Below are 19,043 nucleotides of genomic sequence, written 5' to 3'. Positions count from 1 at the left end.
ATTTTTTTAAATTTTAACGTTCACACCAACAGTATATACTGCAGGAATAGGATAGGTCTGATTGTCGACGCCGTTGGATACTTCCGGGTTAAAACCGTTATAATCAAACACTGTCAACGGTTTTTCAGCTGTGGCATATATCCTGATCTGTGGCATGCCTTTTAAACTACCATCCTTATTGATTGTATAACCTAGAGTGATGTTCTGAATCCTGAAAAAGTCTCCATCTTCTATAAACCATGTATTAAGACGTTGGTTCCATGATTTGCGAATTCCGGCTGAAGATGGGTAACTATTGGTAGTTCCTTCGCCATGCCAACGGTTGATGGCAAAATCCCTGTCCCAGTTGGTATCGTTGGTAAAGATTACCTCACCACGTTTACGGTTCAGAATGGAATTTCCTCCTTGTCCCGTTGCACTGGCTGAAAAGTCCCATGCTTTATAGTTGAATCCGATATTGAAACCATATGTGTATTCAGGTAAGAAGGATCCCAACACAGTCCGGTCATCATCATTGATGTCACCATCTCCATTAATGTCGCGATAGATAAAATCTCCTGGCTCCAGCTCATTGGCCACCGCTACTGGGTCTGCTTGGATCTGTGCGTCGTTTTGATATACACCTATAACTTCTCTTCCGTAGAATGCAAAGATGGATTCTCCAACAATGGAACGTTGTCTAAACTCTGCGGTACCTGCATCCAAAAAGGGCTGACCGCCTAAATCCAGAACCTCATTTTTGAGGGTTCCCAAATTACCGCCAATGCTGTAACTGAAGTCTTCGGAAACTTGTTTGTTCCAATTCAGTGCGATCTCAAAACCTGAATTTCTTATTTCTCCTATGTTCTGTCTTGTGGCACCAGGAATTAGAGGTCTTTCTACCGGGATTACTGCATCTTTGGTATCCCTAACGTAGTAATCCGCCTCTAGCGAAAGGTTATTGTTGAACATTCGAGCGGAAAGACCGGCGTTGATTTCTTCTGTTACTTCCCATTTAAGTGCAGTAAAATCACTACTGGTGTTTAGTCCACTGAACAGAATATCTCCCAGAGCGGTGGTCACAACAGTAGATGTGATGGATCCTTCACTTGAAGGAACCCTATCGTTACCCAATTCTCCCCAACTACCACGAAGTTTTAAAAAGTTTACTACGTTGCTCTCAGGGAAGAAGGCTTCCTCTGAAACGACCCAACCAGCTCCAACTGTTGGGAAGTAGCCCCATTTTTCTTGGTATTTGTTGGTTCCATCAGCCCTGAAGGTTCCATATAAAAGGTAACGATTGTCAAAATTATAGGACACCCTTCCAAAGTAGGATAATCCATATTCCCTGGCGCCGCCATCAAAAGTATCGGCCTCTACAATGGTCTGTGCTTGATCTATGAAATAGGCTTCTTCTCCAGAGAGAGGGAAGTTTAAACCTCTTGCTTGCAAAAGGTCTAGGGCTTCATCCCTAAAGGAAACACCTCCCAGAACCGTTAAGTCATGTTTTCCAAAGGTATCGGTATAAGTAAGAGTGTTGTCCCAAATCTGATTGGATATGGTGACTTCCCTTTTTAATAGGGAGGCATCTTCCCGTTGAAAATTATTACCAATAAAATATGGTAGTCTTACTTCTCGTCTATTGGTGTTCTCAAAATTATGATTGTAAGCAGTTTTGAATTTTAGTTTTTCTGGAACCAGGTCGAATTCTGCATAAAAGTTGGCCAAAACATTTCTTGTTTTTTCTCGGTTCTGGCTAAAATCCATAGTTGGGAAAGGATTTTGTCCTCCACGATACCCTAAGTCTTGTGCGTTGGCGTAGTTGGTTGGAAAGACATCTGGATTATCCAACAATAATGGATCAAAAACTGGAAGTACCGGTACTGCATAGTAGGCAAGCCGCCAGGCTGAATCTTCTGCATCATACCTGGTCGAGTTGCTGAGTACCATACTTCCTCCAACTTTTAACCAATCGTTGACTTGAAAATCTATTTTGCTCCTAAGGTTGAATCTTTCATATTCGTTTTTCATTTTGAGGATACCTTCCTGCTCAAAATAGTTAGCACCGATGGCATAAGTGGCTTGTTCACTACCTCCGGTCATGCTCAAACTATGATTTTGAATCAAAGCTGTACGAATAATCTGATCATACCAATCCGTGTTCACGTCAGGGATATTGGGGTTGACCCGGCTTCGTCCATAACGTTGCATGGCATTCAAAATAAATTCTACATCTGGATCTGAGCCTGATTCCAGAGCCAAAGTGGTGAACTGCTCTGAGTTGGCCATGGTCAAAATATTTTGTGCTACTTGATAACCTGTATATCCATCGTAAGTAATCTGTGGCTTTTGATTGAATTTTCCAGATTTTGTCTCAATAATGACAACTCCATTGGCTGCCCGTACACCATAAATCGCTGCCGCGGAGGCATCCTTTAGGACTGATACGGAAGCAATGTCCGAAGGGTTTAGGAAATCAATGTCGTTAAAGAAGGCTCCATCAACAACAAACAAGGGATTTGAAGCATCCGTATTGTAGGACCCAATACCCCTTACCCTAACGGTAGGTGATTGTCCAGGTCCTCCATTGTTTACAATTTGAAGACCGGCTACCCTACCTTGCAAGGCTTGCATAGGCTGACCCACTGGGGCCAAATCCAATACCTCAGAATCTACCGTGGCAATGGCCGAAGTAAGATCTTTCACCTTTAATTCACCATAACCTACCACCACCACTTCATCAAGTGCTTGTGTATCTTCTTGGAGTGAAATATTAATTGTGTTTTGTCCGTTCACAGGAATTTCCTGCGATGTAAAACCTATATAACTAAAGACCAATGTGCCATTGCTTGGCACATTATCCAATACATAGTTACCATCAAAATCAGTCTGCACACCCGTAGTAGTATTTTTAAGGATGACATTGGCCCCTGGCAAAGGAGTCCCCTGACCGTCTGTAACTGTTCCTGAAACCGTAATGTTGTCCTGCGCCGAAACGGCCATGGAAAGCAACATTATTGGTATTGACAACAAGAGGTGTTTGAATTTCATAATTGCATAAAAATTGAGTTAGATTTTTACCAAATTAATAATTCAAAGAGGTAAAAAGCTGGGTTGGAGATACATAAAAAATACATCATCTGTATTGGGGTTAAAGAATTGAGTTATTAAGGGGCTTGCAGTAGTCTATTTGATGTAAAGAGAAAAAAAAATTAACAGAATGATGTAGTAATGAAGTATTGGATAGATGGGCTGAAACAGATGCTTTTTTGTGAGATTATTCCTCTAAAACGTTATTAGAAAGTTGGATAGGTTCTTGGAATTGTCAATTTCAAGTTTTTTTCTGAGTCGATAACGATGTATTTCAACACCTCTAATTGAGATAGCCATCAAAGGAGCAATTTCCTTTGTGGAAAGGTTCATTTTAAGGTAGGCACATAGTTTTAGATCTTTAGGGGTAAGACTGGGGTAGGTTTTGAGCAGTCTTTCAAAAAAATCTTCATGAAGTTCCTTGAAACTTACCTCAAAACGTTTCCAATCCTCGGTATCTTGAATAGAATTGTTCAGTTTTTTGATAAATGAACGATAGCGTTGCGAATTGGAAAACTTGTCCTTGTTCATAACCAGCATATTCTTTAGCTCCAAAATCACTTCATTCTTTTTGGCAATATTCAAGGTTGTACTGGCCAACTCGTTCTGTTTTAACCGTATCTCCTTGGCAAGTTTTTCCTTTTCAAGGTCCGCAAGCTTTTCTTCCTGTTCCTTTTGCATCCTTCGTTCAATTTCCCTCTGTTTTCTCTTCAGCTTTCTTCGGTTGTAGAATCTTACCAGGAAAATTGTAGCAATGCCCAACGCAACATATAGGGTCAACATCAAATTGGACAAAAACCAAGGAGGGGCTATCCTAAATTCAATTGAATTGGCTTTGGAAACACTGTTGTCGATACCTACCGTGGAAACCGAGAAGGTATAGTTTCCATGTGGAAGGTTCTGAAATTCGATAAAACCGTTTTCCGCACGACCTGAATATTCCTTGGGACCGCTTAACTGATATTGGTATCGGGCTTGCATGAGCTCCGGGGCGGCAACCTCGCAAGTAAGAATTCTTGAATGTGTATAGGGCATTTCCAGTTTGTCTGAAAACTGGTTGTTTGAGCTGATCTCGTCATGTAATGCCACAATTTCAGGAACTGGCAGCGCTTGAGACATCAACTGCTTTTTTAGTTCTATTTGATTTATCTGGGCGAAACCATCATTAAGTGTGACAAAAAGGGTGGAGTCGTTGATTCTGATCATTTTTTGCGAATCTGGGGCCAATCTTTCCCTAAGGGGAATATCAGAGATCAGCAAGCTATCGGATTTAAGATCGGTATGCACAATCTCTTTGTTCCTGTCGCTATCAACAAACCAAAAATGTTTCCCGTCAAAAAAGAACAATTCCTTACCATTGAATCTTTGGAACTCGTCAAACGTTATGATTTGATCTAGGATAGGGTCATATTTCAGCCATTTACCTTCGCTATTGAAAATAATCTGGTTCTTTATGTTGAATATCTTAATGTTATACTCGCTCGGTACATTGTCAGTGTGATCGTAGGCCTGGGCATTGGTAATGGAGTCGTAGTTTTTGCTCATTTGAACCCTGTACAATCCTTTATAGGGGTGTACGGCCCACAGCGTTTGCGGATTTTCAAAACAGAGCTGTTTTATGGGAAAGCCCAGCCCCCTTATCCTAGATATGCTCCACTCAGCATTGTCTTCTCGGAGAAAACGGGCAAGTCCGTTGTAGGTGCCCTGGATATAGAGGTTGTTTTGTTCAGGGACCTTCCTAATTTCGTAACCTCCGGAAATTTCAGTGATTTGATCAAAAGAGTCCCCCTGTATTTTATAGGTTCCGGTATTATGCCCACAGAGGAGATCACCATCAACGACCTCCAGATCCCATACATGTCCTTGGGAGGCATTTACAAATTTGAGTGTATCCTCTTCAAAATAGAAGACTCCTGTATTGCTTCCTAAGTACAATTTGCCTTCGTGCCAGGCTATGTCGTATACCATTCCCAACACTCCAGAGTAGTCCGTATAATAGGTAATGGGATAGTTCAGCCGTATTCTGGCCAACCCATTGTCCAACCCCAACCATAACTGGTCCTTAAAATTCAATAAGGAAAGGACCGTGTTATTTTGAAGACCCGATTCCCTGTTGATTATCTTTGAATCCATTGTTTGGGAATCATATACGTAAACCCCATTTTTGATGGTGCCCAGAACCAACTTCCCATTCTTAAGGTTCAAAAGCTTGTTCAGTTGATGCATTTTGAGCTCCTCGTTTATGGGAGGGCTCCATGGGCTGAGGTCTTTTCCATCAAAAAAATAGCATCCGTTCAGTTTCGTTCCCACAAGGAGTCCTCCATTAAATTGAATGATATCAGTAATGGTTTTGCCATGCAACAAGTCTTGATTGTCCAAAGGAAGAATTTCAGTTTCTGTCATTCGGTATAATCCCATATTACCGGCAGCTACAATAATTTCATTGTTATAGTCAATGAAATCGGAAATAACCTCTGGGGGATCAAGTATCTCAACTTTTCCATTCTTGAACATGTATATGGCCGAGAAGGATCTAAAATAAACAGCATCTCCAATGGGTAATATTTCCCAAAACTCTTCACTTGTAAACTCATGGCCCTGGATCAAATGGGTAAGGGAGGTGTATTTTAATTCTCCGAGTTCATTCTTTTTCCATAATCCAAATTCCTCATAAGACCCAGTGAAAATACTATCACCTTTTACCGCTACGGAACGAATTATGGTCTTATTGGGCAATCTGTTCAAGCTCCACTTTTCACCATTGTAATGCAACAGTCCCTTGTTATTGGCTACAAATAGTTCCCCCTTTTGATTAACGGCCAAATCCCAATTTTTACTTCCCCCTTGATATTCCAACAGGGTATGGTTGTATACAGGCGGGAGCAGATTTTGACTATGAGCTAAGGCGCACAGCAAAAAGAGCGGGATAAAAAAGTATATGGATTTATTGATTCGCATTGTTCAGTTGGGCTCGTATAACCAATTAAAGGTTGGCATAATGAATATACAAAAGTATGTCCATTACTGAAAGGAATGGATGTTTGGGAGGTACATCATAAATACATCATAGATTTAGTTTTGGTTAGATTGACACTAAAGCCTGTATATTTGATTTTAATCTATGGGGAATTCAGAATCACAACATAGGACACTTCTTTTATTGATTGTCTTGTCCACATTTGTTTTTTACGCTTGCAAGGAAAATGGAGCAAAGCTGAGCACACAGGATGAAGACGCCCCCAGTTCTTTGGTACTTGTTAAAAAACCTGATAGCATTGAGGTCCCAAAGGGTATGGTATGGATTCCAGGAGGAGTTTTTATGCAAGGAGCCATGGATCAAGATGAAATGGCTATGGGGCATGAAAGACCAAAGCATGCGGTTGCGGTTGATGGGTTCTTTATGGACACTACCGAAGTAACCAATGCTCAATTTGCACGTTTCGTGCAGGAAACAGGATATGTTACGCTTGCCGAACGGGAAATTGATTGGGAAGAAATGAAGCAGCAGCTTCCGCCAGATACGCCAAAACCCCATGATTCCATTTTGCAGCCAGGATCATTGATTTTTAAAACCCCGGAGAACCCCATTGAAAATCTAAATGATTATTCGCAATGGTGGAAATGGAAGGTGGGTGCCAACTGGAAGCACCCCCAAGGTCCGGAAAGTAATCTGAAGGGAAGGGATAATTATCCAGTTGTACATATTGCTTATGAAGATGCCCTTGCGTATTGTAACTGGGCGGGGAGCAGACTTCCTACAGAGGCCGAGTGGGAATATGCGGCTCGCGGTGGGTTGGAAAACGGAATTTTCCCCTGGGGAAAGGATAGGCAAAAACTAAACCAAATGGCCAATACCTGGACAGGTACCTTTCCTACAAAAAACACCCAGGATGATGGCTTTATAAATAAGGCTCCAGTCGGTTCTTTCCCTCCCAATAGTTACGGACTTTATGATATGGTGGGTAATGTTTGGGAGTTCACACAAGATTGGTATAGTTATGAATATTATCGACATCTGGCTAAAAAGCAGGACACTACCTTAAATCCAACAGGGCCAAAGAAACCTCACAATCCGTATACCAAGGAAAGAGTTATACGTGGTGGATCCTTTTTATGCAATGCCAGTTATTGTGCCAGTTTTAGGGTTTCTGCGCGGATGTCCAACGCCCTGGATTCCTCACAAGAACATTTGGGCTTTAGGACCGTTAAGTCCATTTCGGATACAGACAAAGAGAACCATTTGCAGTAAAATTCTTCGAGATACAGTCCGGTAAGATTTAGTAATTATTATAGGGCTTCTACAAAGAACAGGGGTTCGAGCTATATTTTGGAATATAATTTCAATCAAAATATAGTATGATGCACATTTTTACAAGAACGAAAAGCCTGGTATTGGCTTTGGCAATTTCCACGTCATGTTCACTCTTTTCACAATCTACAGAGCAGGATTCCTCGGCATTGCTCGATTTTTGGGTCGGAAACTGGGAGGCAAGCTGGGATGAGGGAGAAGGAAAGAAGGGATATGGTGTAAACCATATTGAGAAGGTTTTGGATGGTACGGTCATTCAGGAAAATTTTGAAATCCTTAAGGGGCAGTCCAAAGGTTTCAAAGGCACTAGCATCTCCGTGTTTCAAACTGGAACCAAAGAATGGAAACAATCTTGGGCGGACAATCAGGGAGGTTTTTATTGCTTCACAGGGGATTTAAAAGGTGATAAAAAAACATTTCAAACTGCAACCATTGAAACAAAGGATGGTAAGAAAATCACCCAAAGGATGGTTTTTTATCAGATTACCCAAGATTCAATGACGTGGGATTGGGAATTGTCCAACGATGGAGGAGAAAGTTGGACGCTAAATTGGCGGATAAACTATAAACGTAAAGAATAGGTCCAATTCGTCAATGCTTGCTAAGCTACAGGTTGTCGGACATTATCTCCTTTCGGAATTTGGAAGGTGTGACCCCGGTATTTTTTTTGAAGGCTTTGTTGAAAGACACTGTATTGTTGAAGCCGGACAGAAACCCAATTTCTGCTAGGTTCAGTGCACTTCCTTTTTCTTCAAGTAGTCTGATGGCTTCTTCTACCCGGTAAAGATTTATAAAATCGAAAAAGTTTGTGCAGAAATGTGCATTGATGATTTGCGAGGCATGATGTCGACCAATGCCCAGGGCATCGGCTAAATCATCAAGACGTAGTTCTCTATTCAAAAAAGGCTTTTCCTTTAGCATATGGTCAAGTAGATTCTCTTTAAGTTCGTTTGAATAGCTTTCGGACAACCCTGTCTTTTTATACTTGATAAACGGAACAATTTCACCAAGGGATTTGCCATAAAATATCGCAGGAAAATTGAAAGCAAAGTAGGCCGAAATCAGCACAGAAATACACAGGAACAATGTAATATGGTAATCCTGTTCAGTGGTCAAGATGCCAGTTAAGAGAAGGGCATAAAATACAATGAAGCTCAGCGCACAGCCGAGATAACCAAAGGTTATTGCCCTTGTCCATAACTTTAGATCTGCATCGTTTCCAAAATACTTGGTGTACTTGATCATAATGTAAATCCCATAAATGGCCATGAGGAGTACAAGGCCAATTTCATACCAATCACTGGGTTGAATAAAATTCAATAGTGACTTGTTACCAACAGCGGCCAACTTCATGGAGCTGGAAAGAAAGTAGTATGGGGAATACTTCAAAACAATAAATAAAAAGGGAACAAAATGGATAATATCCCTTTGAAGGGATATCCGGATTCCATTTGTACTATTTCTGATGTAAAAAAAGAATATTGGTCCTATGAGGGACATGGGAATCACATAAGTGAAATTAAGATGGATAAAGCTGGGTTCATACAGTTTTTTGGACCAATAGAGCGTGTTGTAAATTATAGACCAACCGCATAGAAACAAAAAGAGGGAAAACAACCTGTTGGCATAGTTAAAGGAGTTTGACCTTTTAAAGAAAAACAAGAACGAGAGCAATAGTGCCTGAAAGCCCAAAAACAGAAGAATGATTTCCCAAGTAGTCATTTGCCCGACAAATTATAAAGGGTGTGTCTGACAATATAGAATTCTTATCGGGATTATGATAATTCGGTGTGACAAAACTCAAAAATAGGGGTGTGTATAATTAGTTGAAAGTCAGTTGAAAAACATGACTTTTATCATTTTCTTCAGTAGGGTGTTATAATATTTTTGGAAAAGAGATAAAAAGATAAAAATATCTTTAAATTTTAAATGACTAATCAATAAACCTATGTTATCAAAAAAACAAGCACGTACTTTTTTTCTTGGTGGAACCGTAGTGACATTTCTCATTTTTATTGGGCTCACTATTTATTCCTTCAGCAAAGAACAAGATCAGTCCAACTATGAGAACATTACGGCAGAAGTAGTTAGGGGAAAGAAACTTTGGGAAACCAATAATTGTATGGGATGCCATACCATTTTGGGAGAAGGCGCTTACTACGCCCCAGAACTCACTAAAGTAATAGACCGTAGAGGTAAAGGTTACATCAAGGCCGTATTAACCAGCCCTAATCCTTGGGCACCAAATGGCAGACAAATGGTGGCTTATGGTTTTTCTGAGGAAGAAGCCAATGACATTATCGCCTTTCTGGATTGGATAGATGACATAGATCTAAACGGTTTTGACAGGGTAGTTTCTCCTATCGCTAAAGAAAAAATGAACAACTAATACAAACATTATGAAATACAAATCACAAAAGGTAGCCTATTGGTTTTTTGCTTTATCCATGTTGCTGCTTGTTTTGCAATTGACCTATGGCTTCATCATGGGTTTTGCCCGAATCGGTATGGATGGGCTGCATGAATTTATTCCATTCAACACCGCTAGGGCCGTACATACCAACCTGCTAGTTGTTTGGCTGCTTTCTGGTTTTATGGGAGCGGCGTACTACATAATACCTGAAGAAGCACAGCGCGAATTGGTCAACGTAAAACTGGCCTATGTACAATTGATTTCGTTGGCTTTAGTTGGCGTGGCCGCTATAGTAGGTTATCACTTTAACTGGTGGGAAGGGCGTAAGTTCCTGGAAATTCCAAGACAATTGGATTTTTTGGTCGTAGCGAACGTACTACTGTTCCTAGGTTTGATTCTGGTCACCCTCTTTAAAGGAAAACGAAGAACCACAACGGCGTTGGTGCTCTCTATGGGATTGCTGTTTGCAGCTCTGTTGTACCTACCCGGAATGTTGCCATTTGATAGTCAAGTAATGGATTCATTTTTTAGATGGTGGGTGGTCCACTTGTGGGTCGAAGGAGTTTGGGAATTGATCATGGGAGGGATACTATCTTTCTTATTGATTAAACTTACCGGAGTAGACAGAGAGGTAATTGAAAAATGGCTGTATGTTATCGTAGGATTGACCTTCTTATCGGGAGTGTTGGGAACCGGACACCATTACTACTACATTGGAGTTAATAAAATATGGCTCGTTGTAGGGGGAATATTCTCCGCATTGGAACCCTTGGCATTCTTGGCGATGGCTTTGTTTGCGGTAAATATGTATCGTAAGGGAGAGAAAAAACATCCAAATAAATTGGCCTTGTTCTGGACTCTTGGAGCAGCTATTGTATCCTTTGTAGGAGCGGGGCTTTTGGGATTTGCCCACACCTTACCCCAAACAAATTTGTACACTCACGGCACATTGGTAACTGCAATGCACGGTCATTTGGCCTTCTGGGGAGCATATGCCATGATTGTATTGGCGATCATAAGCTATAGCTTACCAAACATGACTGGCCGAAAACTGTATCTGACAGCACGGGGAAGAGCGGCATTTTGGCTTTCCAATATAGGAATGATAGGCATGACGGTTGCTTTTGGGGTTGCCGGAGTTGTACAGGTATACTTGGAACGCAAATTCAAAATGGAATTTATGGAAGTCCAAAATGAGATCAACATACATTTTGTGGTACTAATCATATGTGCCTCCATATTGACCTTTGGTATTGCCCTATATATCATTGATTTTATAAAACATGGCCGCCCAACAGATGAGGCCATAGAGCTTAATATTCAAAATTAAAACAGGTTTCACTTTAATCAACAAGAACAATTGGTCCAAGAAGCAATCATAAGCTAGCAGTCTCCGCTAGTTCATAAAGTATCAGGTCCGCCACTCATACCTAACCCACAGTTGAAGTACCTTATGCGATTGCTTTTTGGACCTAAACAAACCTTAGACCTATGCTAGACAATCTAGAAAACCGCACCGTAAAAATTTTGGATATAGAAATCCCAGCGCCTTATTATAAGCCAATTGCCAAGGAAATAGAGGTATTTGAACATTCTTATGCACAAAAACTATCATTTCTTCTAAAAGGACCTACGGGCACCGGCAAGTCACGATTTATTGAGTTTATGGCGCATCGGTTGGGTAAAAAATTAACTACGGTAAGTTGTCATGAAGAAACCTCGTCTACCGATTTAATAGGACGCTATATCATCAAAGGAGCAGAAACCATATGGCTAGATGGCCCTTTGACCACGGCGGTAAAAACAGGGGCTATTTTGTATCTGGATGAAATAGCAGAAGCAAGACCCGATGTAATTGTGGCTATACATTCCCTGACCGACCACAGGCGGGAACTGTTTATTGATAAATTGGGAGAAACCATAAAAGCACATCAAGATTTCATGTTGGTCGCCTCCTTCAACCCCGGATATCAACGTGGATTTAAAGAATTGAAACCTTCTACCCGGCAACGGTTTGTAGCCGTATCATTCAATTATCCGGAAGCTAAACTTGAAGCAGATATCCTGGTGAACGAAACCAATATCCTGGAAGCAGATGCCAAAAAACTGGTGAACATTGCCAATAAAATTAGGAATTTAACCGAATTGGGGCTTACAGAAACGGTTTCAACACGACTTTTGGTGGATGCCGCAAAATTAATTCGTTCTGGTTTGCCAAAAAGATTGGCAGTTCATGTTGCGGTTGTGGAACCACTGACGGATGATACTGAAATTGTAAGTGCTCTGAACGATTTGTGTGACCTAATGATTTAAACCGACACTATGTTCGAGTTTGAGCCCGATGAGTACATTTTCACCAAGTTTGCCCACTATTTCAAGCGCCGTAGAAAAAGGAAAGAAGCAAATTGGGCACATGCCGTTACCCTGCAGGAAGTAAAACCACGCCTCACCATTTTTGCCAGAGCGGTCACAGGATGTCCAATAGAGCTATATGAAGCGGAAAGGGAAGGAGGATATAAAAACAATAATTTTTTCCTGCCATCAAAATACGCTGAGTTTTCAACGGTAGAGGGGAATGTGTCCTTTTATCTTTTTAGAATTCTTTATCTGGCAACGCAAAAGAACCTTGGACTGAATTGGAGTGAAGTAGAAGAATACTCATCACAGGAATCTCAGGATAAGGCAAGGGAAACTTCTAAAGTAGTGTTGAACCACTTGTTCAAGGAATTCCCTATAACCAAGGAATATCATCAAAAATTTTACTTGCATTATTCGGGCAAGGCAAAGCCAAATTCTACACCTGATTTTTCATTTATTTATGGAAAATGGATGCGAAACACTGAGGAAGAACAACCGGAAGCAAAGCTTAGTAACTATTCGGAAAAAGTAAAGACAGCCAATCAGGAGCAACCCAAGACCATTTTAAAAGCAAATGCGGTGGAAGAGCTGATATCGGTTCAGGTTGATGAAAAACAAGTGGAAGATGCGGTGCTGCAACATCAATTTGAAAAAGTGGAGACCGCCGATGAGTTTGGAGGGAATTTCAGAAATATGGATGGCGATGATGAGTTGGAAGACCATGCCAATGCCCTGGAAGATCTAAGCATGAAATTTACCGTGCGTGTGGATGATACCGCCCATTCTGTATACCAAGCCGATTTTGTAGAAAATACCACCATAGCTGAGAGTGCAGATAGTGATGATCAAGGATATTTTGTCCAATATGATGAGTGGGATTATGCAAAAAGGAATTACAAAGAGAATTTTTGCAAGGTCTATCCCAAGATCATCCTAAAAACAGATGTTTTATACTATAAAAAGGCCATTAAGGAAAATCGTTCTACACTCTTGGGACTGCGAAAAATGTTGACAACGGTCAATAACAAGTATCAGCAACAACGTAGACAGACGCAGGGTGAAGAATTTGACTTGGATGCCATTACCGATTTATTTGTAGACGTACATACAGGGCATACCCCTTCCGAAAAAATATACCTCTCCAAACGAAAAAAGGAAAAAGACCTGTCCATTCTACTATTGCTGGATAGTAGTTTGTCTAGTGACGGATATGCTGCAGGGAATAGGGTCATTGATGTGGAGAAACAGGTATCCATTCTCTTTGGGGAGATAATGAATGAGTTTGATATTGATTTCTCGATCAATTGTTTCTACTCCAAAACAAGGAATCACTCTTCCTATGTCACGATGAAAGGTTTTGATGATGACTGGAACACTGCAAAATTCAAAATTGGAGCCATAGAACCCCAAGGATATACACGTATTGGGCCGGCACTGCGTCACTCAGGGGCACTGTTGGACCAGAGAGATACCAAAAACAAATGGGTAATCCTAATATCAGATGGAAAACCCAATGACTATGACAGATATGAAGGAAAGTACGGTATCAATGACATTAAACAGGCACTACGGGAACTCAATGAACGCCAGATTAACTCCTATGCATTGGCCATTGAGGCACAGGCAAAATATTATCTGCCACAGATGTTTGGCCAAAACCACTATCAGATATTGACCACTCCTGTTGAGCTGTTGCAATCGCTTGTAAAGCTCTATGAAAAAATCAAACACCAATCGTAGGAATCGTTCGTGAATAGTTATGACTAATGAAGCTGTTGATCCCAAGAACATTTATTACCCACCGGGAGGAATCCTAATTTGGATAATCATCTTTTTAGAATTGATAACATTTGGTGTGGCCTTGATTGCCATGGTATATGAAGGTAAAGCCAATCCAGTTCAGTTTCATAATGCAAGACTATCGTTAAATGTAACTTACGGAACGATCAACACGGTCTTTTTGCTTACTAGTGGTTTTTTTATGGCACTATCAGTAAAGGAGGTTAAACTGGGAGGAAAGCAAAAATTGAAGAAATACTTGCCTGCGACCATACTCTTCGGCAGCTTTTTTCTACTGCTCAAGTGTTTGGAATACTATGAAAAAATAGAAGCTGGTTTTGGTATGGGCCATAGTACATTTTTCAATTATTATTGGATGCTTACGCTTTTTCACGTTGTTCATGTGATTGTTGGTCTTGTTATTTTAACCTCAGTGTATTTTGGAAGACATAAGCAATCCACTACAATAGAAGATATAGAGGCGAGCGCTGCTTTTTGGCATATGTGCGACTTAATCTGGCTTTTATTGTTCCCAGTACTTTATTTATTCTTTTAAAATGGGAAAAACTATAGCTAACACTTGGACAGTTTTAATGATTTTGACCATCACCACGGCTTTAATCTCAATGGTGAACACTACCTATACAAGCGGATTGATTCTTGTACTTGCAACGTTTAAGTTCTTGATTGTGGCGTTTCAGTTTATGGAATTAAAAAGGGCACATTTCCTCTGGAAATTTTTGATTCTGAGCTATATCATACTGTTCACCATAATAATTTTCATTGTGGCTTTTTAGATGGGGCAATAATAGCTTTTGGGCCTCGTGATCTATGTATGGGGGTCAGAATTGTTCCTTGCTACCTGTTCTCTTTATATCGATATAAAAAAGGACCACCTTTGACACCGGTTTTCTTTTCGTTCGTATTTTCCAGAATGTCCATTTGAAATATCCGTTTTCTGAAGTTTCTTCGGTCAAGTTTGATGCTAAAAATGTTTTCATACAAATTCTGGAGTTCGGCAAGGGTGAATTTTTCCGGTAGAAGCTCTCCCACAATAAGCTTGTCCTTCAAATTATCCTTCATGTGCATGTGCGCATCGTTAATCAAACGGGCATGATCGAAGCCTAAATTCTCAGGAATGTTTTCCATGTCGAACCATTCAATGCTTTCCACATTTTCCTTTAAGGCGATAGGGTGGTTCTCAGGCTTAATGAGAGCATAAAAACATACGGTAATCACTCTTTTCAATGGGTGTCTTTCCAAATCACCATAGGTCCGCACTTGCTCAAAATGAATATCCTTGAACCCTGTTAGTGCAAACAATACCTTTTGCGCACAATCCACAAGAGTCTCATTCGATTCCATAACCCCGCCAGGTAGGAACCAATGGTTTTTGAAATCACCAACAGTTCTTTTGGTGAGCAAAATTTTAAATCTGTCTTCTACATATCCGAAAACTGCTATGTCCGTGGTTATGGAACATTCAAATGAATTTGGCTTTACTTGAATGTGCTGTAGTTTTTCTTGTTCCATCAACTTAAAAGCTGAATTTTATGAGATTTTATTTTTCTATTGTGTCAAAAATACATACTTTCGACTATACTGTGTTTTTAGTACACAGAACAAACATTCTGAAAGTCAAAAATACTTTTCTTAAAGTATAAAATCTGATTTAAATGCGCGATAATTTGTTTGATGTTTCCCAAAAGGTGGTCGTAATTTCTGGTGGAGCAGGGGTTTTAGGTAGTAATATGGCCAAGTATCTGCTTTCCGTGGGTGCCAAAATTGCTCTCTTGGATTTAAATCAAGAACAAATCAATATCAAGATTGAAGAGTTGAAACAAGTAGGCTCTGATGTCATAGGATATGCTGGTAGCGTGCTTTCTGAGACCGATATGCAGGAGGCCAAATCTCAAATCATGGACAAATGGGGCAAAGTGGATGCATTGATTAATGCAGCCGGGGGAAATATGCCCGGTGCCACAATTGGTGAAGATCAAACCATTTTCGACCTAAAAATGGAGGATTTTAGAAAAGTGTCTCAGCTAAACCTAGATGGATCAGTAATTCCATCCTTGGTTTTTGGTGAATTAATGTCCCAGAACGGCAAGGGGTGTATTATCAACATTTCCTCAATGACGGCTACCCAGGCGGTAACCCGTGTGGTCGGTTATTCCGTTTCTAAGGCGGCCATTGATAATTTTACGCGTTGGATGGCCACTGAACTGGCCCTAAAATTTGGAGATGGACTCCGGGTAAACGCCATTGCGCCAGGGTTCTTCATTGGCAATCAAAACAGAAGATTGCTGACCAACGAAGATGGTAGCTATACCCAACGTGGCAATACAATAATTTCAAATACACCTATGAAACGTTTTGGGGAGGCAGATGAACTTAACGGGACGATCCATTGGCTGATCAGCGATGCGGCAAGTTTTGTTACCGGAGTAATTGTCCCGATAGACGGGGGATTCAGTGCCTTTAGTGGAGTTTAAAAAAAAATTAAAGCATATGTTGGAAACATGGAGATGGTACGGTCCTGAAGATCCAGTGACTCTTTCAGATATCAAACAGGCAGGCGCAAAGGGTATAGTTACGGCTTTGCACCACATTCCCAATGGAGATATATGGCCAGTTGAGGAAATTGAGAAAAGAAAAAAAACAATAGAAGATCAAGGTCTTGTATGGTCAGTTGTAGAATCTTTACCGGTCCATGAAGAAATAAAAACAAGATCTGGAGATTTTAAAAAGCATATTGCCAACTACAAAGAAAGTCTGGCCAATTTGGCTAAATGTGGTGTAAATGTAGTATGCTACAACTTCATGCCCATTCTGGACTGGACTCGTACCAATCTGGATTTTGAAGTGGAGGATGGGTCCAAGGCTCTGTACTTTAGCCTTTACGATTTAATAGTTTTTGATGTTTTTGTTTTGAAGAGGTCAGGAGCACGAGAATCTTATACTCAGACCCAGATTGCAAAAGCGGAAAAAAGGTACAAGGATATGTCTAGTACCGAAGTTTGGCAATTGGTAAAAAATATCATTGCAGGACTTCCAGGCTCCGAAGAAAGTTATCCCGTACCTAAAGAAGGATATGATCTTTCTAAGTTCAGGACTATTCTTGGCGCTTACGATGCTATTGATAGGGCAAAAATGCAAGAGCATTTGGTTCTTTTTTTACAAGAGATTATTCCCGTTGCGGAAGCTCATGGGGTGCTCATGTGCATCCACCCTGATGACCCACCTTTTTCTATCCTTGGATTACCGCGAATTATGTGTAACGAGGAAGATTATGCCCATATTTTTAGTAAAGTGGACTCCATAAATAACGGAATAACATTTTGCACAGGGTCTTTGGGAGTAATTGAAGAGAATAATTTGCCATCTATGTTCGAACGTTTTGCCAATCGGGTGCATTTTCTTCATTTACGCAATACCACCAGAGATGCAGAAGGTAATTTTTACGAGGCAAACCACCTGGAAGGAGATACGGATATGTACACGATGGTGAAGAAAATTAGCTTGGAGCAACGACGCAGGGCCAGTGAAGGTAGGGAAGATGCACAGATACCCATGCGACCAGATCACGGACATCAAATGTTGGATGATCTTGATAAAAAGACAAATCCGGGATATTCCGCTATTGGAAGATTGCGTGGCCTTGCTGAACTAAGAGGATTGCAAATGGGTATCGAAAAATCTTTGGCTCAATGAGTTTTATAAATAAAGATTTCTTGCTGGAAACATCCTATGCGACAGAGTTGTACCACGATTTTGCCAGCAAGATGCCTATTATAGATTACCACAATCACTTATCTCCGGAACAAATAGCATCCAATCATAAATTTAAAAATCTAACCGAAGCTTGGCTGGATGGAGATCATTACAAATGGAGGGCGATGCGTGCGTTTGGAGTCGAGGAAAAATATATTACAGGTGATGCATCGGACATCGATAAGTTTGTTAAATGGTCAGAGACGGTTCCCTATACGCTGCGGAACCCGCTGTATCATTGGACGCACCTAGAGCTTCAACGATATTTTGGTATCGATGAGCCTCTTTCTGGAGCCAATGCCAAAAGGGTTTTTGAAGCCGCTGGTCAGAAGTTAAGCGAGAACACTCATAGTGTTCAAGGATTGTTGAGCCAAATGAAGGTTGAGGTGGTTTGCACTACGGACGATCCAACGGATTCCTTGGAACACCATAAAAAGATAAGGGAAGATAAAGACAACCTCAAAGTGTTGCCCTCGTTTAGACCTGACAAGGCCTATGCCGTTGAGGACAATGCTGCATATAAGGCCTATCTAGAAAAACTGACTGATGTAACAGGTATTGAAATTACCAACTACCACGACTTCATTGAAGCACTCAAGAACCGAATCGACTTTTTTCATGCAAACGGATGCAGATTGTCTGATCACGGATTGGCACAGCTCTATTGTTTTGATCAGGGCGAATATGATATAGAATACATCTTTAAGAAAATATTGTCAGTGAAAGATTTGACAATTACAGAAATACAATATTTCAAGTTTGAAACCCTGCTGCACCTTTGTAGGGAATATGTTGGATTGGGATGGGTGCAACAATTTCACCTTGGAGCGCTTCGAAATGTGAATAAGCGCATGTTGAAGGCCTTGGGTCCTGATACAGGTTTTGATTCCATAGGCGATTTTGATCAAGCCAAAAATCTAGGCGGGTTTTTAAGCACCCTTGATTTGACCAATCAGCTTGCGAAGACAGTTTTGTATAACCTCAATCCTTCATATAATGAAGTTTTTGCGACTATGGCAGGCAATTTCAACGGGGAAAATGTTAAAGGGAAGGTTCAATTCGGTTCAGGCTGGTGGTATAATGACCAATTGGATGGAATGGAAAAACAGATAAATGCATTGTCCAACATGGGCTTGTTAAGTTGTTTTGTGGGAATGCTGACCGATTCAAGAAGCTTTCTTTCCTTTCCAAGGCACGAATACTTCAGAAGATTGTTGTGCAACATTTTAGGGAATGATATAAAAAAAGGTTTGCTGCCAAATGACATCCCCCTTCTGGGAAAAATTGTGCAGGATATCAGCTATAATAACGCTAAAGATTATTTTGACTTTGAATGAAAAG

15 protein-coding genes are annotated in these 19,043 nt (G+C 40.6%); 11 read left to right on the top strand and 4 right to left on the bottom strand.

Annotated features, from left to right (window positions below):
• Nucleotides 1–6: 6 nt before the first annotated feature.
• Nucleotides 7–3,009: a SusC/RagA family TonB-linked outer membrane protein gene (locus tag DX873_RS07935; RefSeq protein WP_313777743.1), complete on the bottom strand. Its 3,003-nt coding sequence runs from the start codon at nt 3,007–3,009 to the stop codon at nt 7–9.
• Between the two features lie 255 nt (nt 3,010–3,264).
• Entirely contained in the window at nt 3,265–5,925 is a 2,661-nt protein-coding gene (locus DX873_RS07930; RefSeq protein WP_232520877.1) for a helix-turn-helix and ligand-binding sensor domain-containing protein, read from the bottom strand.
• Between the two features lie 265 nt (nt 5,926–6,190).
• Here DX873_RS07930 and DX873_RS07925 point away from each other — a divergent pair, with 265 nt between their 5' ends.
• Both DX873_RS07925 and DX873_RS07920 read left to right on the top strand, forming a co-directional pair.
• A complete protein-coding gene (locus DX873_RS07925) occupies nt 6,191–7,318 on the top strand; it encodes a formylglycine-generating enzyme family protein (protein ID WP_116183930.1) in 1,128 nt (375 codons plus the stop codon).
• 107 nt (nt 7,319–7,425) lie between these two features.
• Nucleotides 7,426–7,959 (top strand): hypothetical protein, encoded by a 534-nt coding sequence (locus tag DX873_RS07920; protein WP_116183929.1) that lies wholly within the window; start codon nt 7,426–7,428, stop codon nt 7,957–7,959.
• Between the two features lie 25 nt (nt 7,960–7,984).
• Here the strand turns inward: DX873_RS07920 and DX873_RS07915 are convergent, their stop codons facing one another.
• The gene (locus DX873_RS07915) at nt 7,985–9,100 is read right to left on the bottom strand and encodes a helix-turn-helix domain-containing protein (RefSeq protein ID WP_116183928.1); all 1,116 of its coding nucleotides are present in this window, start codon (nt 9,098–9,100) and stop codon (nt 7,985–7,987) included.
• A 226-nt stretch (nt 9,101–9,326) separates the two neighbouring features.
• Between DX873_RS07915 and DX873_RS07910 the strand changes: the two genes are divergently transcribed.
• The 6 genes from DX873_RS07910 to DX873_RS07885 all read left to right on the top strand — a co-directional run bounded on the left by DX873_RS07910 (nt 9,327) and on the right by DX873_RS07885 (nt 14,725).
• Nucleotides 9,327–9,767 carry a c-type cytochrome gene (locus tag DX873_RS07910; RefSeq protein WP_116183927.1) on the top strand — a complete coding sequence of 147 codons (441 nt, stop codon included), beginning with the start codon at nt 9,327–9,329 and terminating at the stop codon, nt 9,765–9,767.
• Nucleotides 9,768–9,777: 10 nt separating this feature from the next.
• Nucleotides 9,778–11,121 (top strand): cbb3-type cytochrome c oxidase subunit I, encoded by a 1,344-nt coding sequence (locus DX873_RS07905; RefSeq protein ID WP_116183926.1) that lies wholly within the window; start codon nt 9,778–9,780, stop codon nt 11,119–11,121.
• A gap of 161 nt (nt 11,122–11,282) precedes the next feature.
• Nucleotides 11,283–12,104: a CbbQ/NirQ/NorQ/GpvN family protein gene (locus tag DX873_RS07900; RefSeq protein WP_181899452.1), complete on the top strand. Its 822-nt coding sequence runs from the start codon at nt 11,283–11,285 to the stop codon at nt 12,102–12,104.
• 9 nt (nt 12,105–12,113) lie between these two features.
• On the top strand, nt 12,114–13,889 hold the full coding sequence (locus DX873_RS07895; RefSeq protein WP_116183925.1) for a nitric oxide reductase activation protein NorD: 1,776 nt from the start codon (nt 12,114–12,116) through the stop codon (nt 13,887–13,889).
• 19 nt (nt 13,890–13,908) lie between these two features.
• Entirely contained in the window at nt 13,909–14,484 is a 576-nt protein-coding gene (locus DX873_RS07890) for a cytochrome c oxidase subunit 3 (protein ID WP_116183924.1), read from the top strand.
• Between the two features lies 1 nt (nt 14,485).
• On the top strand, nt 14,486–14,725 hold the full coding sequence (locus DX873_RS07885) for a cytochrome C oxidase subunit IV family protein (RefSeq protein WP_116183923.1): 240 nt from the start codon (nt 14,486–14,488) through the stop codon (nt 14,723–14,725).
• Between the two features lie 61 nt (nt 14,726–14,786).
• Here DX873_RS07885 and DX873_RS07880 read toward each other — a convergent pair whose 3' ends face one another.
• Nucleotides 14,787–15,461: an NUDIX hydrolase gene (locus tag DX873_RS07880; protein WP_116183922.1), complete on the bottom strand. Its 675-nt coding sequence runs from the start codon at nt 15,459–15,461 to the stop codon at nt 14,787–14,789.
• 143 nt (nt 15,462–15,604) lie between these two features.
• Here DX873_RS07880 and DX873_RS07875 point away from each other — a divergent pair, with 143 nt between their 5' ends.
• The 3 genes from DX873_RS07875 to uxaC are packed head-to-tail and all read left to right on the top strand — an operon-like array spanning nt 15,605 to nt 19,039.
• Nucleotides 15,605–16,423 (top strand): SDR family oxidoreductase, encoded by an 819-nt coding sequence (locus DX873_RS07875; RefSeq protein WP_116183921.1) that lies wholly within the window; start codon nt 15,605–15,607, stop codon nt 16,421–16,423.
• Nucleotides 16,424–16,439: 16 nt separating this feature from the next.
• On the top strand, nt 16,440–17,642 hold the full coding sequence (uxuA, locus tag DX873_RS07870; RefSeq protein WP_116183920.1) for a mannonate dehydratase: 1,203 nt from the start codon (nt 16,440–16,442) through the stop codon (nt 17,640–17,642).
• Entirely contained in the window at nt 17,639–19,039 is a 1,401-nt protein-coding gene (gene uxaC / locus DX873_RS07865; RefSeq protein ID WP_116183919.1) for a glucuronate isomerase, read from the top strand. The genes uxuA and uxaC overlap by 4 nt, the downstream gene beginning before the upstream one ends.
• The last annotated feature ends 4 nt before the right edge of the window (nt 19,040–19,043 follow it).

The organism is Flagellimonas nanhaiensis, assembly GCF_003382275.1.
GTDB lineage: Bacteria > Bacteroidota > Bacteroidia > Flavobacteriales > Flavobacteriaceae > Flagellimonas > Flagellimonas nanhaiensis.
Note: the sequence above shows the minus strand (reverse complement) of the source record. Positions and strands in the feature narration are given on the sequence as shown.

Bases quoted from the DNA above. Each gene is read 5' to 3' on its own strand.
- DX873_RS07925 (WP_116183930.1), top strand. From the start codon at position 6,191: ATGGGGAATTCAGAATCACAACATAGGACACTTCTTTTATTGATTGTC.
- DX873_RS07920 (WP_116183929.1), top strand. From the start codon at position 7,426: ATGATGCACATTTTTACAAGAACGAAAAGCCTGGTATTGGCTTTGGCA.
- DX873_RS07915 (WP_116183928.1), bottom strand. From the start codon at position 9,100: ATGACTACTTGGGAAATCATTCTTCTGTTTTTGGGCTTTCAGGCACTA.
- DX873_RS07910 (WP_116183927.1), top strand. From the start codon at position 9,327: ATGTTATCAAAAAAACAAGCACGTACTTTTTTTCTTGGTGGAACCGTA.
- DX873_RS07905 (WP_116183926.1), top strand. From the start codon at position 9,778: ATGAAATACAAATCACAAAAGGTAGCCTATTGGTTTTTTGCTTTATCC.
- DX873_RS07900 (WP_181899452.1), top strand. From the start codon at position 11,283: ATGCTAGACAATCTAGAAAACCGCACCGTAAAAATTTTGGATATAGAA.
- DX873_RS07895 (WP_116183925.1), top strand. From the start codon at position 12,114: ATGTTCGAGTTTGAGCCCGATGAGTACATTTTCACCAAGTTTGCCCAC.
- DX873_RS07890 (WP_116183924.1), top strand. From the start codon at position 13,909: ATGACTAATGAAGCTGTTGATCCCAAGAACATTTATTACCCACCGGGA.
- DX873_RS07885 (WP_116183923.1), top strand. From the start codon at position 14,486: ATGGGAAAAACTATAGCTAACACTTGGACAGTTTTAATGATTTTGACC.
- DX873_RS07880 (WP_116183922.1), bottom strand. From the start codon at position 15,461: ATGGAACAAGAAAAACTACAGCACATTCAAGTAAAGCCAAATTCATTT.
- DX873_RS07875 (WP_116183921.1), top strand. From the start codon at position 15,605: ATGCGCGATAATTTGTTTGATGTTTCCCAAAAGGTGGTCGTAATTTCT.
- uxuA (WP_116183920.1), top strand. From the start codon at position 16,440: ATGTTGGAAACATGGAGATGGTACGGTCCTGAAGATCCAGTGACTCTT.
- uxaC (WP_116183919.1), top strand. From the start codon at position 17,639: ATGAGTTTTATAAATAAAGATTTCTTGCTGGAAACATCCTATGCGACA.